This is a genomic window from Segatella hominis, from assembly GCF_004535825.1.
Taxonomy (GTDB): domain Bacteria; phylum Bacteroidota; class Bacteroidia; order Bacteroidales; family Bacteroidaceae; genus Prevotella; species Prevotella hominis.
In genome coordinates, this window is record NZ_SGVY01000070.1 from 1 (window position 1) to 14,376 (window position 14,376).

A 14,376-nucleotide genomic window follows, 5' to 3' on the forward strand; every position below is an offset into this window, starting at 1 on the left:
AATCCATCTGAGACAAGGTCTTCATGACGCCCTCACTTTTGATAGTCCCAGGCATGTCAAAGAAGATGAAGTCAAGTTTAACCTCTGTTTCATTCAACACTGTCTCTGCGTCGTCAAGCGCATTGACAGCATTGCTTCTCGTTACGCTGAAGGACTTTTTGCCCAACTTTTTGAAATGCTCACAGGCTTGCGCCTTGAAATAGTCGCTGCTTTTGATGAGTTCCAGTTCCTCGTCTCGCAGGTCTGCAAGGTTGTATTGTGGCTCGTCACAGTCTATGACCGCCACATTGTAACCCTTGACATTGTGAAAGTAGTTGGCTACAAGAGCCGTGATGGTGGACTTTCCTATTCCGCCTTTCTGTGTTGCGAACGCAACAAATCTTGTCTTACTCATATCGTTAACTTTTTAAATTGTTGATTACTCGTTTCTATGATTTCCTGCCAATTCAAAGATATGAACACTTTGATGTCCATGTCTATCGGTCATTGCTCCATTATGGAGACCTTGAACTGTTGCAATGCTTCATCATTTCCATACGACAGTACGACAGTGAATCAGTAAGTCTGTACGTCAGTGGAGCATCATGGATGCAAAGAGACGCTGCAATAGTGACAGACTTATTCGTTGCTGCAAATGCTTGTTTCATCATATTTTCAAATCATTGGTTCAATGTTTGGCTGCAAAATAACAACGAAATTTCCGAAAAACAATGGTTTTCAAATCCTGTGGCAGCATGTTGCCGATAGTTGCAGTGGTTGTCTGGGGTAGCATTGTTACAAGGGCGCATTTTTAGCCGTAATTTTGCACCCGAAAGGCAAAGCAATGGATAGCGCATCCATATCGTTCCGACAAGAACAAGGCTTGATGCTCCGCAAAGGACAGGATTTCCCGAACAGCTTCCATTCGGGATGGGATAGCTTCTTACGAAGGCTAACTTCAATCCACCCTAAGCGGATTTTTATGTCCTCAAAGACATAGCAAGGTATGTTTTGAGTTACTCAAAACCTTTGGAGTTACTCTCCAAAGACCTTGCCCTGCCGGGTAGTTAGCCTCTCCGAAGTCGGGCTCCCCATGTTCCAATCTGCCGATATGTTGTATGGTTCCATCATAGCTATATGCACCGCTTGTTCCATTTTGGTATGAACATAAAAAAGGATGGCAAGAGTTTTAATCCTACCATCCTTTTACAATTCATGGAGAAGTCTTATGGCAACCAGTTGTTCTCCATGAACCAAAGAAAAGGCTTATCTAATTCTTACACCTTTTCCATTTAGTACTTCACCTCTGACATCATCGGTCTTGCAGAGATACAAGTCGTAGCCAATAGCTGTAATGTCACTGTATCTTGGAGGTGTTATGACTTTGCCATTTGGCGACATCAAGCCATACCAACCAACTTCCGCCTCATACTTTTTGCAACTCGCTGTCTTTTGATAAGGCGTTGGTTCCGCTTCCGCTGTTTCACCTGTCAGTTTGCCATCATCATCGTAGTTTTTGGCCGTGGTGTATCGTATCTCATCGGTATCGTACATCATTCCTTCCACATTGCTGATGAGGAAATCATCTATTAATTGTCCCTGTAAATTATATTTGCGAAGCGTATGGTCTTTCATCGTTGCTGTGATACAGCCATCAGACACCCAAAGGTCTGCTTCCATTGGTGGCAATACTACTTTTAAATTCTCAGAAAGAACACGTTGCATTCCACCTTTGCTGACAATGAAGAAAGAATCCTTTGGATATATCGCATCATATTCAGCCTTTAGCATCCACTTTCCTTTCTTGTCAATCAGACCATATTTGTCTCGCTTGTTGCCGTGCATTACGCAATGCCCATTGTGGAAAACATACCCTTCAGCACCTGTGATGTATGGAATATTCAAGTCTATAACAACATTTCCTTTGGCATCGATGAATTTTATCATTCCATTGTCATCTACGGAAGCCAAACCATCAGAGAATACCCATGCGTGCTTGTACTGAGGCTTGATAGCTATTTCACCCGTCAGCATATTGAAGTAGCCACGAGCATCGCCGTTACTATAACAGACAAGCGAGTCGTCCCCCAATGGTTTTGAAATCCAATGTATGCCCTTGACAGTCTTCTTGCCATCACGAGTCTCCACATATCCATCCGTTTCATAGGCACGGCTATAATAAGTTGCATTTCTTGACAGGTACTGCGGGTCATAGTAGGAGTCATCCAAATATTTCGCAGCATTCACTTTCTTGTAAACAAACTCGTATAACGCATTACCTCCAGCACATGCAAACACAAACATGATGAACGCAAAACAACCTCCAACAACACGTCGAATAAACTTGCCATACTTAGATTCATCCTTCATTCCAAGTATCACGGTGAACCATTCTGCTGTTGCTGAAATAATACCTGTCAACCCTTTCCAAAATAAAATAATTGCTCTTTTCATATGCCTCTTATTTTAAGCTTCTATTTATTTTCCTCCTCATCAAAGGCTTCATCTGCCAATCTACCATAGCAACCAAGACGTTCTTCCTTTGACATCGGTTCTGCACAAAAAGCAGCCTCATTCTTCATTTGAGAAAGACGAGAAAAGAAATTCATACGGGTCGTGGTGTCTTTGCGCATGGAAGCACGTGTTCCTTCTGAACTATAATCAAAATTACGAGCATTGCGGATAGACATCGACATAGCAACTTCCATTAAATCTTGATTTGCTCCCATGTAAGTGAATGTCCAGCCTTCTTTGCGAAGTGTTTCCACAAGTGCCTTGATGCTACTACCATTATATTCTTTGGACGCATTCTCATAACCGTCAGTAATGATAGTAACAACAACCGCAACATCCTCAATGTCTTTGATCTGTTTATGCATCGCAGTAAGGGTGAATCCCATAGCATCGTATAAAGGAGTTGAACAACATGGTTCATAGTCGTTCATGCTCAACGGATGTGCTTTACCCACAGGTACTTTGTCAAAAACATTACATGTCTCACAGCTACAAAAAGTAACCAGTGAAACGAAATGCTCCTGTGTGTCGGCAAATTTCTCTTGCGCTTTCTTGATTCCAACCAAGGTTTCGTTGAATCCATCCACCGCTGCTTGACGTATTCTCTGCATAGAACCACTACGGTCAAGGATTATCACATTGAAGATTTGAGTCTTCTGCATTGCTGTCTTGTTTCTTGTTTCTTCCATATTATCTGATATTTTTGTGTTACAAACTTTATATCTTTATGAATATAGAGTGAAACAAGTAACCATTCCTATCATCAAAGAATATAAAAATCCCTTCTGTTCACCACTGATTATTCCTTCATCCAAGATTGTTACTTCATGATTTTATGTTTCGATACCCTCATTGCTATTATATATATGAGAAGAACTAAAGTTGGCGTTTATCCTCCAATGTGTCAGACTTGATCTTGTTCTGTGCATTCTTTCCTATATGCCATCCGTCACACCAAGCACATTTGTATATAGAGAAATGCACACCATGCTTCTTACCCATAGCCTCAGCAGCTCTTAATGCCACCCTCTTATTCGGATAAGGAATCTTGGGGGTTCCGCTACGACGAGAAATATGGCTATACTTGCTGAATATTCCAAAGGCATTATGTGTGACAAGAAAGTTTCGCCATGCACCCTTTCTTGTCAATTGGTTCCAAATGGCAAGAATACTATTTTTAAAACTTATTTTACATACATCCATCGGTTATGAATTTCTTGATGAAGTCTTATGGTTGGTGTTATATGACTACTATCGTATGCTTTTTTCTTGCGGTTTCTTGACACCGAAAGCCTTCTACTTCATAAATATCAAACAGTCCTTTCTTTAATGGAGTAAGTTCGTATGTTACAGTAGAATCGTCTGCACCATCTAACATGTCCCTATCTTCTTTGGAATATACATATTCGCAGTTATATTCAACTTGAAAAGCAGTTTTATCATACTCTATATGATATTCTATGCCAACAGAGCCATAAACCCTGCCTTTGAATGTCAAATGATCACCATTAAGTTTAATTACTTGCATAACCTTTTTGATTATATGTAATGGAAATTGTGATAGTTAAATACGGATAGTGAAGTTCTTTCAGCATCCATGTTTTTGATACGCTGTGGCATTTCGCATAGAGGGATATTCTCGTCAAGTAGCCAACGTAAGTGTCCAAACATGATGGTATTGGACTTTAGAATCTCCTGTTGTGTAGCCATGACACCATATTCCACCGCTTCTTGCTCCTCAGATATTATCATGCCAGAGAACAGCCCATGCAGACCTTCTGCTCTTGCAAACTTATCAGCATGACACCATATACCAATCAGATTACCACCATGCTTGCGCAAATGGAAACTGTGTGGGTGTCCAACAATGATTTTGTCAAATTCATCCTTAGTGTCATCCTCTCGATAGAACAGCCCTTTGTCTGAGCCATGTCCAAGTAACATGATTCGTTCTTGTGTAGAAACATGATGCAACAAATGCTCCATTTTTTTATTAGAGCAATTACTGCTAACCATATTTGCATCCATACCCTCATATAGTGTAGAGAGTACAGAAGTCGTTCTGTCTTTTGGATGTACAACTAACATACTTACTTCTCGTATTTCTTCAACATTTCCTTTACATTGTCCATTGGTTGAAAAGGCACGATGATTTCCAAGTCCTTATTGATAATGCAATAAGCATTCTCTTCGTCATTATCTTCCATTTCGAAACCATCCTCATCAGCAAAGTAGCGTCCATCGGGATATATTGTCCAGCAGATGGCACAAACACCATTTCTGAAATTGTCATATCTACCGAACCAATATCGAACAGATTTACATCCATTGAAATCAGGACATCCATTATATATTGCATCAAAGTTAATCTCGTTATCTGTCACAAGAAGGCTTCCGTCTTCACTTACAAGTTGCCTTGTCTTACCTGTTTCCTTATTGATGATGGTGTAACTTCTTCCTTCACCACTAAACACTGCCATATTCTCACCTATATCGTAGGCATCCTTTAAATTATTCTTGTCCATATCCGTAAGTTTTTATTTGTTGTAATAATTTTCCCATCTGTAAATTCCACTGATTACATTCATGTCCTCACGAAACTTTTCCATGTCAGGAACATTCATGACTGAAGTTGATATTGTCTTCAATGCTTTGGTTTTATAATCAATGGTCTCAAATGTAATTTTGACCTTTTTGTCTGATAGGTAAGAGTACGTTTCCTTTTTCAACGCAGTACCATACTTGCTGATTTCTTGCTTATATGCCAATAGCCCGTCTTTATATACACGTTGATGCTTGCTGCCATCCTCCCACGTAACGGAATACACATTCAAGTCATCAGTTATTATTGGAATGAAGACAAGGTCTTTATCATCTGACTCTATACATGGATCATGGTGCCATACTGTTTGGACAATGCGCCCATTCCGATATTCCGATTCCATTGAGGGCAGATAATCTGCAAATCGGCAAACCTTATAATTTTGCAAATCCTTTCTTTTAGGTTCCATTGTCACATGGAAGATATAAAAGCCACCATGCAAGTCGCTTTGCCAAAAACTCAGGCAAGGTTTTACCGCTATGGTCAACTTATATCCGCTTGGCGCAACAATGCTATCACTGCCATATACCATATAGGCTTTTACAGCATCGCCATCGTTATCATATTCAATGTTCGTCTGTTGGTATTTTGCAGTGTCAGGATGTTCATAAACCATATCTGCTATCATTTGCCGAAAGCCAAGATACCCATCTTTATTCCTTCCATAACTTGCGCTGTCTGAATCCAAGCCTTCACATATTTCACTTTTATATTGGAGGAGATGAGACAACCGTCCTTCATCATCGTAATCATACACAAGAGTTTGTGCATAACATTCCGATGCCCTTGCTATCGTGGCAATCGTTCGTCCCTTGTTATCAAAGAACTCCGTCAGACTGTTCTGTGGAGCATATTGCAAATGATGTACGGCATATGAACCATCCGAGAATCGAACGGAGTCATATTCTATAAATCCACAAGGTATCATCAAGGAGTCTTCCTTATTTGCATTATCGGATGTACTTTGCATTTGCTTGAAATAGGTTATGCTTATATCTTCTTTACCGCAAGAAGCTACCAACAGCAGTGCCAAGCCTAATATAAATAATGTATAACGAGTCCTCATAATTCTTTTCCCTAAATTCAGAAATATTCAATCAATATTGCTGTATAATTGTCATCTCCTTGTTTCTCACAAAGGAAGTCATAAACGTCAAGTATCTCTTCCAAGGGTTTATCATCCATCATCCTTGCTTGCAAAATGTCAGGAGCCATGCTTTTGTATAGTCCGTCCGAACAAAGTAAAACTCTGTCACCTGTCTGTAGCTTAATTTGTCGAATGTCTGGTACAGCCACTTCTGGGCGGTAAGAGAAGAAGCACTTGGCAACAATCTCCCATCCAAAATCAAGCTGGATATGGTCTTTTGTCTGATAAAGTAATCCTTCACCAGGTCTTTGTACATAACAACGACTATCACCAATATGCGCAATGGTTGCCACATCGTTTTCAATACTTACCATGACCATAGTCGTACCCATCTCTGCATGATGAAGCTCAAATGCTTTTTGGTCAATGGCACAACTCGTTTTCTTGCAAGCGAGTTTTACCTTTGAGTCGCAATCGGGCGTACTGATATGCTTCTTCCAAAAGTCAGATATAGTATTGCATACCGTTTCACTGGCAGTCTCTCCAAAGGAATGACCGCCCATACCGTCACAGACTATTCCCATAAACCGGTTGTTTTGTGGCATATCAATGACCTTGTAAGCATCCTCGTTATTATGCCTTCTACCAGTCTTGCTTATTGTTGCATATCTTATCTCCATATTACGATTCTTTTTAGTTTATGATAGTATAGAGGCAAATGTAACCTCTAATCTATCTGTAACGTAATATTTCCGACAATATTATTTCAATAATATGAGAATCTTGGCTTGCTGTGTCATATTGTTCTATCAATAATATACTTGCGTTTGATACTTGATACCATGCTCATCACAATAGTCGCAGATCTTGCCCTTCATACAACTCCCATGTTTCTTGAATTTCTTTTTCAATGATTCGATAAGACTATAGTCGTCAGATGCGTGCAAAGACCTCATCAGACGATTGGTATTTGCCACATCAAAGAATACGAAAGACTCAACCTCGCCGTCTCTTGAATATTCTTTCTCAAACTCACCCATATCTTGCTCGGTAATGGTGAGTTTGCCATCTTCTATTTGCGCATAGATTCCTGTGAACTCACCATTCGTTTCATGTTTGTAGATAACCTCTTCCATAATTTCCAAGTGTTAATATTTAGACAACCATTCTACAAGATTATTCACGATGCCATTGGCTAAATCCTTTGGACCATGAGTTTGTTCATTCGGTCTATTGATGATTACAGCCAAGGCATAGCGAGGTTTCTTGCGTGGGAAAACTCCGACAAAGGACATTTCTGCCAATTCATGTTCTTTGCCTTGATAGTTGCCATATACTCCTGCTATATTCACTTTCTTGGGGGCATAAGATGCTTGTATGCCTTTCCCTTTGTTCAGACCAATCAATACCTCTTGCAGATATTTACGTCCCAAAGGCGTAATGTTGTCAAATGTGTCCTCTGTAACTGAGTCCCCTTGCAAAGTCGGGAATGTCAAAGTGTTCTTCTGATAGGCACCATTAAAGAGCGCAGCCAATTCCATGGCATTTGTTTGCTTTTCGTCACTTGTCATTTTCTTCCATATACCAAAAGCATCGTCACCATGGTTTACCAAAAGAATCTTGAACATTGCCACGTTAGATTTGTGTGTCAATGCTTGGCGACATTTCATCACACCATAACCGCTAGACCGCCAGTTATGGTCACGAATACTAATGCTGTCACCTATGTTATATATACCACCGCACAAATCTATCTTGTCATTGAGTGAACCGCCAATGTCTGCCAACATCGGAGTAATGCCTACAAGTGTCAAGATTCGAGGACTACATGCTTGTGTCAACAATTTTCCCTCTGAGTATTTATCGCTGTCTTTTTCCAATGCTACCCATGATTTCAGTCTTCCTGTTTGTGCATCTATAACAGCAATCTGTCCGTATGTTCCATTCAACGATTTCAACCCCTTAGACAAAACATCTTGGCATTTCTGAGTCATCACACTATCTATTGTTGTGCATTCATCAAGTTTTGCTACATATTCAGGATTGTCCATCCATACACCAACAGTTTGATTGTTTCCTCCGACCACGCCAATAGTGCCACGCTCAATCCCTTTTTCTATATAGAAGTAAAATACTTCAATGCCATCTTCTGACACATAACGACGTGAGAAACCTGCAACATCTAAATCAATCTCCGTTACATTCTCATGCTTCTCCAAGTCATAGATACCCTGTTTGCCACCTTTTGAAACAACGGCAAACTTGGCAATGCTACAAGTGTCTATCAGTTCGCATTGTTCCAATGGTACTTGGGTGATAGGCTTTTTGCCAAATGCTTCTTCTGCGTCAATAGTGTCAGCCACTATCACATTTTGAGCGACAGAATGCAGTCCGAAAAAAGCTAATACAATAGCAAGTAAGCCCAACTTAATGTTTTTATTTGTGTTCATATCTTTAATGTTTAAATTGTTATACCGAAAAACTCAGAAAATCTTATTCCCATAGGTAGCCATATTTACCAAATCTACGCAATGCCACCATCATTCAACGATTTCAACATAATTGGTATATTCAGGAAACCACTTGTCAAGCAATGCATCTGTCTTTCGTTCGATTTCTGGTGTGATATTCTTGCTCACTTTCTGATAGGCAACTGAAAGAGAAAAAGCCTCGTCTATCCATCCTATGATAGGCAGACGCTTCGCTGAAATCAAATCTACTGGGAACACCAAATAGGATATGGTAGACAAAATCATCAACTTGTCACTTTTCGGAGTGTCCTTGCTGACCATGATGAAATAGAGCAACAAGAGTGGACGAGCACTAATACGACCGACTTTTGTTGCGTACTCTTGAAGCTTATCTTTAAATATTGCTGTGTTCATAAAATTTTGTTTGTCCATGTTCTAATTTTTTCTTGTTATGCGTTATTGGTATAGAGAGTTTTGAACATTTAAAATCTATCACCATAAAAAGAAAAACTTGCAAACCTAAGAGATGTTGGTTTACAAGTTTTCTTTTCAATTATCGTATTTGCAAAAGGTATTTCTTGATGATAATATGTCCAAAACGCTCTAACTCTTTCCGTCTTTCACGTTTTATGCTAAGACTTTCGATATTGCACCCTCGATCATTCGTGTCGGTCAAGTAGCCTTCGATTCCATCATCAAAAACGACGTATAATTGACGATAAACCTTGTCTCCAACTTGATAGAGCCGTGCTTCGCCACATTCAGCGTTGCGCATACGCCGCCATGCCTTGTCACACCACTCAATGCTATTTTCCTTATAGTAGGAACTGCCGTTGGATAGGTCTTCTATAAATCCCAATATATCAGAGAGTAGCCCCATAATTGCATTATGATTTTATTTTTGTACTTTATGAAGAGACATACTATATCCACATCTTATGCAACGAGTGCTCTGTAGAGGCTTTGCACCAGGATATGCCTCTTCATACAATAAATGATGATTATCTCGTATGTAATCATGATTCGGACACTTCATGCCTCTGATTTCTTTTATAGTTTTATTCATTGCCCTTTCTGAATTTATAATCTTCTTACTTCTTTTTGCCACCCATCTTGACAAATCCCCAAAGTAGGAGAATTACTACAATGGCAATTACAACATAAAGAGTATCAGTCTCTTCGATATTTGAAAAAATTGAAAGTAAATTCATATTGTTATTTTTTATTAGTTAATTTAACCCAATCCCTATATTCACAATAATATCTTAATGCGAGATCTATTGTGTCACGTTCCATATCACACATTTTTGTTATTTCGGCATCAGTGTGGTTCAGGCTTGTCATACACATTCTACAGAAGCGTTGTGCCCAACAAGAAGAGCATAGGCGATTTTTTCTTTCGGTAAATTGATTAAGGAGAGCAAACGCCTCGCTTTCTTCGATTCCGTCTTTAACATTGCCAACGCTCAAGCTTCCACAGAACTTCTCGCAAGCATATAAATCTCCATCTACGTTGATAAACATTGAAAACAAGCCTTGATAGCATGTTTGAATGTTTAGTTCAGAACGGAGTATTAGATAGTTCCTGTTATCTACAATGTCTATAAGCTTTTGAAAACATCCTGCCAAGATGCCTTTGTCCCCTTGCTTATATGCCTCAAATGCTTTCTTATAGAAAATGTTCTTTACTTCCCAGGTGTCGTACACTCGTGATTTGTCGTTAAAATTGGGTATGATGTGCGAAATATGTACAGGATAGTGTTCTTTCAACGCAAGCTCTTCGTCCCAAACATCTGCCAATTTGAGAACTTCGTTCCACGAATATACAGTAGACAAGAATCTAACTCTATCCCTATAAAAATCGGGATATGCATCACGAAACAGTCGTAAATTCTTGATAATGATGTCGTATGAGCCAGCACCAGAGATTGTTCTCCTATGTGCGTCATGCATAATCTTGTTGCCATCAATAGTGACATTAACAACAGCGTTTGGCAAACTATTCAACCAATCAACGATTTCTTTTGTCAGTAACAGTCCATTGGTGGAGAACGAAAAGCGCACCTTCGCTTTAAGGATTGTCTGCAACTCCGAAATCAGCCATTCTATTTTTTTTCTTGCCAGCAAGGTTTCTCCACCATAAAAGCAGATGGTTATTTCTTCAGCTTCTTTATCGTAATGTCTATTGATGTAGTCAACTGCCTTTTGCAGAGTATCATACGAGATTTCTCTTGCATTGTGAGCTCGTCTGTCCCTATAATTACCAGAAAAACAGCAGTAAGAACAACGAAGGTTGCATTGCTGCGTCATCTCAATGGTGTACATCGTTATTTTACTGGCATCAATAGTCGTTGGTGCCTTAAAACGAACAATAGGACTGACCTCGGATTCCCTTTCGGGAGTCCAGATGTCAATCCTATTGTTCTTGACATCATACCAAAGTTGCTTGCCGGATGATGTAGAGAATTTATGCATGATGTTTAATCGGAATACCCATAATCAGATGACTTCCATGGCGCACCTGTATTGTATTTGCATTCAGAACGACAATCGCCCGAACCCAATTCCTTTTCATCCTCATCCACTACGTTTTTTTCAGTCGAACTTTGGGGATTATACAAGTCTTCATTTGCATTCGTTGTTTCTTGTGCAGAAACTGATGGTGGAATAATTGGGGTATTGGTACTGTCTTCTTCTAATCCGATAGTAGAATGTGTATCGTCTTCTTCTATGATTGGCGGTTCGTCAATCTGAAGATCGTCAATCTGGGGCTCTTCAATGTTCAAAATATCTTCTTCCATATTATAAAGTTTTAAGCGTGAAATCCATAATCTGCATTGTTGGTGACAGAACCAGTCAATGCCTTGCACAGAGGCCAACAATCTGCCAAGCCAAGTTCTTGCTCGTTTTGTGTGGTATCATTCAACGAAGATGTTTCGTTGTAGCGGGCCACATCATCACCGATAGGTTCACCAGCCGAACTTCCGAGCAAACCACTATTTTCAATGTCAGCAATTAGCGCATCCGCCTTATCTAATGCGACTTGCGCTTTGTCTTCCATCATTTCGTTGTAGGCGGCAACAGGGTCATCTGACTCATAAAGAACATGAAACAACTCTTTGTCTGAATAAGAGTGGCTTAAACCCTCTGCTATATTATGCGCAAGGTAATCACTGAAGCCTGCATTACGAAGCTCTTCGTATGTTGGCATTGGATGTTCTGCATCAAAGCCTGAGCTAAAAGGGCTATGAGCAGCTCCTAATGTTCCCAGCGTATCATCAGCAGAACATCCCTCAAATCCTTCTGTTGGTGACATCAAAGAGTCATCCAACCCTAAGTTCATTTCATCCATAAGCATTCTGTTGTTTATAAATTCAACTATCACAACCAAGCGACATATCGTCTGACATGGAATCTGTCCAATAATCAAAGAGATTGTCCATCGGCATCACATCTGTAACGATTCCACCATCAGTATAGTCCACATGAACCAAGCTATCAGCGTCATCATACATATTTAGAGAGTCGTCTATCGTGCCAAAACTATCATTGTTGTACGCAGAAGTGAAATCATCGTAAGACAAATCATCTGTAATGGACAACAAATGTCCATCCTCATAATACGGCACATATCCTAAGTCATCCACTTCCCAAATGTTAGTAAACTCGTTGTGGAAAGGAAACTCTTGTAATGTAAAATCCGTCGCGAAGTTCGACACTTCCATACAATGCGTCTCAGCATTGTACTGATATGGAGCAGGCTCGTCCGTTGCCATCATGAAATAGTTGGAGTCTTTCCATGAATGGGCAAATTTCTCAAAACCATACTCCAAGATAGAGCCTGTACCTGGGTCTGTCAGTACAACCGTTGAGTTTTCAGGGTTAGCAGGGTCAATATTTACACTCGTTACGATGAGTGCGTGGTCGGCATTAGTCAGATTTCGATAGAACTCATATTCTTCTGTTCCTGGTTCCGCCCATAGCTCATGTGCGTCTACTCCCACTATAACCCTATGACCTTCTTTCAACTCATTGATAAGGTCATACACGGAATCGCAATGTTGAGAATGAGTCCCGACATTGCATGTTTCAAGCAAATTTCCAACATCGCTGGGCTTGGTACCAGTTCCGTGGTACCAACCCTGCTCTGTTGCGTATGCCGTCAATTCCTCTTTGGGTATCTGGATTCCATAGTCACGCAATATCATTTCTTGGCAACGAATTGCACATATTGGGTCACGCCCTTGATAAATATTGGTATCGAAATCCGTCTGCTGTACTTTTGGACCAAATGTTAGCATAATTATATATGAAAATATCTAACGTATAAATACTTGCCATTTCTTATTGCATGATTCCATTCTCCACATGGTCAATTTATTTTATGCGGATATATTATCGAGTAAATTACTTTCTTTAGCCATAAGTTCAACAATTTCATCAACAGAACAAACTTGACTTTCTGGCATGTTCAGAGAATTGCAAAGTTTATGTATAAAGTTCTTTTCCGATTCAAGGTAAGATCCATCTGCAGAAACAATTCTGCAGCAAAGTTCTATAGCTTGTTTTGTAATTCCTAAAGATTGAATTTGAGATACTAACGTTTCGATTTGTGGGAGATTTTCTTTTTTTGTAAAATCCTTCTCAGTTGTTATGCCAAGCTCTTTTTCTGCATTCTTTATTACAAGCATCTCTCTTTCATCTAACACATTGTCAGACCATGCTGTACAATACGCTAATGATATGAGTGCTGATAATTTATCGGAATTCTCAGAAGTTGGTTCTTGACTAATTCCATATTTTTCAGCAAGACTTGCTGCTATTTTCTTTTTATCCTCATCAACGTTATTCTTAACAATAACGTTATCTTCATTTTGTCTCTTCTTTTTTTCAAAGCATTCGGACATTAAATCAAATGGCAAGCTTGATTCCGTGGATGACATTGTATCCTTTTTCTCATAAGCAAATTTATTTAATGCTTCCAATATTGTAGATTTGATTTCTCTTCCTGATAGTCCTTCTGATTTACATGCAAGACTTGCTATTTGTTCATCGGTGTATGACGCATTTTGTATCGGAACTATTTTTTTTGAATAATTCTTGATTATTTGTTTGCGACAGTCTAAATCCGGCAGATCAAATTCAATTTCATATAGGAATCTAGACTTAAATGCCTTATCATAATTTTCTCTTAAATTAGAAGCGAAAATTACAACTCCTTCAAATATTTCTAATTGAATAAGCATTGTACTTCTTAAAGAATTTAATGCTTGATCCGCACTATGGGATACGTCTTCAATGCGTTTCCCCAAGAAAGAATCGGCTTCATCAAAGAACATCACAGTATCATGTTGCCTTGCATAAGCAAAAGCACTCTCTAATTTTTTTGGAGCATCACCAATATATTTTGATTCTATCTCTGCATAATTCAATGCTAACAAATCTTTTCCAAGAAAATCAGCTATAGCGTGTGCGCACATTGTCTTACCTGTGCCAGGTTTTCCATAAAAGTTAATAATTGAGCCCACTTTAAAAAGGGGGCATATTTTGAATCCAGCATGACCAGTGTGGTCATTCTGAGTGAAACATAGCAATTGGCTCCGCTGGTGAATATCTTTCGAGAAATTGCCATGAAAGAGCCGAAAGCTTCTCTGATAGGCCCGAAAAGGGCAAATATCGATCTTTGAAATGTTGAAATCTGGAATATTACCATCCTTCGGAGG

18 protein-coding genes are annotated in these 14,376 nt (G+C 39.4%); all 18 read right to left on the reverse strand.

The window, feature by feature from the left end; genetic code table 11:
• Positions 1–394 (reverse strand): ParA family protein (locus tag EXN75_RS15815; protein ID WP_134844546.1); only part of this gene is annotated, 394 nt, incomplete at its 3' end.
• A gap of 851 nt (positions 395–1,245) precedes the next feature.
• On the reverse strand, positions 1,246–2,433 hold the full coding sequence (locus EXN75_RS15820; protein ID WP_134844547.1) for a WG repeat-containing protein: 1,188 nt from the start codon (positions 2,431–2,433) through the stop codon (positions 1,246–1,248).
• Positions 2,434–2,453: 20 nt separating this feature from the next.
• Complete coding sequence (locus EXN75_RS15825; RefSeq protein ID WP_134844548.1) at positions 2,454–3,182, reverse strand: vWA domain-containing protein; 729 nt, start codon at positions 3,180–3,182, stop codon at positions 2,454–2,456.
• A 187-nt stretch (positions 3,183–3,369) separates the two neighbouring features.
• Positions 3,370–3,696, reverse strand: coding sequence for a hypothetical protein (locus tag EXN75_RS15830; RefSeq protein WP_134844549.1), 327 nt, complete (start codon positions 3,694–3,696; stop codon positions 3,370–3,372).
• A gap of 37 nt (positions 3,697–3,733) precedes the next feature.
• Positions 3,734–4,021: a hypothetical protein gene (locus tag EXN75_RS15835; RefSeq protein WP_134844550.1), complete on the reverse strand. Its 288-nt coding sequence runs from the start codon at positions 4,019–4,021 to the stop codon at positions 3,734–3,736.
• An 11-nt stretch (positions 4,022–4,032) separates the two neighbouring features.
• Positions 4,033–4,581 (reverse strand): hypothetical protein, encoded by a 549-nt coding sequence (locus tag EXN75_RS15840; RefSeq protein ID WP_134844551.1) that lies wholly within the window; start codon positions 4,579–4,581, stop codon positions 4,033–4,035.
• Between the two features lie 2 nt (positions 4,582–4,583).
• On the reverse strand, positions 4,584–5,018 hold the full coding sequence (locus EXN75_RS15845) for a hypothetical protein (RefSeq protein ID WP_134844552.1): 435 nt from the start codon (positions 5,016–5,018) through the stop codon (positions 4,584–4,586).
• A 12-nt stretch (positions 5,019–5,030) separates the two neighbouring features.
• A complete protein-coding gene (locus EXN75_RS15850; protein WP_134844553.1) occupies positions 5,031–6,161 on the reverse strand; it encodes a hypothetical protein in 1,131 nt (376 codons plus the stop codon).
• A gap of 17 nt (positions 6,162–6,178) precedes the next feature.
• The gene (locus EXN75_RS15855; RefSeq protein WP_134844554.1) at positions 6,179–6,862 is read right to left on the reverse strand and encodes a PP2C family protein-serine/threonine phosphatase; all 684 of its coding nucleotides are present in this window, start codon (positions 6,860–6,862) and stop codon (positions 6,179–6,181) included.
• A gap of 129 nt (positions 6,863–6,991) precedes the next feature.
• Positions 6,992–7,318, reverse strand: coding sequence for a hypothetical protein (locus EXN75_RS15860; protein WP_134844555.1), 327 nt, complete (start codon positions 7,316–7,318; stop codon positions 6,992–6,994).
• A 12-nt stretch (positions 7,319–7,330) separates the two neighbouring features.
• Positions 7,331–8,632 (reverse strand): penicillin-binding protein 2, encoded by a 1,302-nt coding sequence (locus EXN75_RS15865; protein ID WP_134844556.1) that lies wholly within the window; start codon positions 8,630–8,632, stop codon positions 7,331–7,333.
• 90 nt (positions 8,633–8,722) lie between these two features.
• The gene (locus EXN75_RS15870) at positions 8,723–9,067 is read right to left on the reverse strand and encodes a YkvA family protein (protein WP_246031449.1); all 345 of its coding nucleotides are present in this window, start codon (positions 9,065–9,067) and stop codon (positions 8,723–8,725) included.
• 139 nt (positions 9,068–9,206) lie between these two features.
• A complete protein-coding gene (locus tag EXN75_RS15875) occupies positions 9,207–9,533 on the reverse strand; it encodes a hypothetical protein (protein WP_134844558.1) in 327 nt (108 codons plus the stop codon).
• A 335-nt stretch (positions 9,534–9,868) separates the two neighbouring features.
• Positions 9,869–11,128: a radical SAM/SPASM domain-containing protein gene (locus EXN75_RS15880; protein WP_134844559.1), complete on the reverse strand. Its 1,260-nt coding sequence runs from the start codon at positions 11,126–11,128 to the stop codon at positions 9,869–9,871.
• A 5-nt stretch (positions 11,129–11,133) separates the two neighbouring features.
• On the reverse strand, positions 11,134–11,454 hold the full coding sequence (locus tag EXN75_RS15885) for a hypothetical protein (RefSeq protein ID WP_134844560.1): 321 nt from the start codon (positions 11,452–11,454) through the stop codon (positions 11,134–11,136).
• A gap of 11 nt (positions 11,455–11,465) precedes the next feature.
• A complete protein-coding gene (locus EXN75_RS15890) occupies positions 11,466–12,005 on the reverse strand; it encodes a hypothetical protein (RefSeq protein WP_134844561.1) in 540 nt (179 codons plus the stop codon).
• A 22-nt stretch (positions 12,006–12,027) separates the two neighbouring features.
• The gene (locus EXN75_RS15895; protein ID WP_134844562.1) at positions 12,028–12,954 is read right to left on the reverse strand and encodes a cysteine peptidase family C39 domain-containing protein; all 927 of its coding nucleotides are present in this window, start codon (positions 12,952–12,954) and stop codon (positions 12,028–12,030) included.
• A gap of 81 nt (positions 12,955–13,035) precedes the next feature.
• A partial coding sequence (locus EXN75_RS15900; protein WP_223176167.1) for an AAA family ATPase occupies positions 13,036–14,376 on the reverse strand: 1,341 nt, incomplete at its 5' end.

Bases quoted from the DNA above. Each gene is read 5' to 3' on its own strand.
- EXN75_RS15860 (WP_134844555.1), bottom strand. From the start codon at position 7,318: ATGGAAGAGGTTATCTACAAACATGAAACGAATGGTGAGTTCACAGGA.
- EXN75_RS15875 (WP_134844558.1), bottom strand. From the start codon at position 9,533: ATGGGGCTACTCTCTGATATATTGGGATTTATAGAAGACCTATCCAAC.
- EXN75_RS15885 (WP_134844560.1), bottom strand. From the start codon at position 11,454: ATGGAAGAAGATATTTTGAACATTGAAGAGCCCCAGATTGACGATCTT.
- EXN75_RS15840 (WP_134844551.1), bottom strand. From the start codon at position 4,581: ATGTTAGTTGTACATCCAAAAGACAGAACGACTTCTGTACTCTCTACA.
- EXN75_RS15825 (WP_134844548.1), bottom strand. From the start codon at position 3,182: ATGGAAGAAACAAGAAACAAGACAGCAATGCAGAAGACTCAAATCTTC.
- EXN75_RS15835 (WP_134844550.1), bottom strand. From the start codon at position 4,021: ATGCAAGTAATTAAACTTAATGGTGATCATTTGACATTCAAAGGCAGG.
- EXN75_RS15850 (WP_134844553.1), bottom strand. From the start codon at position 6,161: ATGAGGACTCGTTATACATTATTTATATTAGGCTTGGCACTGCTGTTG.
- EXN75_RS15895 (WP_134844562.1), bottom strand. From the start codon at position 12,954: ATGCTAACATTTGGTCCAAAAGTACAGCAGACGGATTTCGATACCAAT.
- EXN75_RS15870 (WP_246031449.1), bottom strand. From the start codon at position 9,067: ATGAACACAGCAATATTTAAAGATAAGCTTCAAGAGTACGCAACAAAA.
- EXN75_RS15830 (WP_134844549.1), bottom strand. From the start codon at position 3,696: ATGGATGTATGTAAAATAAGTTTTAAAAATAGTATTCTTGCCATTTGG.
- EXN75_RS15855 (WP_134844554.1), bottom strand. From the start codon at position 6,862: ATGGAGATAAGATATGCAACAATAAGCAAGACTGGTAGAAGGCATAAT.
- EXN75_RS15865 (WP_134844556.1), bottom strand. From the start codon at position 8,632: ATGAACACAAATAAAAACATTAAGTTGGGCTTACTTGCTATTGTATTA.
- EXN75_RS15880 (WP_134844559.1), bottom strand. From the start codon at position 11,128: ATGCATAAATTCTCTACATCATCCGGCAAGCAACTTTGGTATGATGTC.
- EXN75_RS15820 (WP_134844547.1), bottom strand. From the start codon at position 2,433: ATGAAAAGAGCAATTATTTTATTTTGGAAAGGGTTGACAGGTATTATT.
- EXN75_RS15890 (WP_134844561.1), bottom strand. From the start codon at position 12,005: ATGGATGAAATGAACTTAGGGTTGGATGACTCTTTGATGTCACCAACA.
- EXN75_RS15845 (WP_134844552.1), bottom strand. From the start codon at position 5,018: ATGGACAAGAATAATTTAAAGGATGCCTACGATATAGGTGAGAATATG.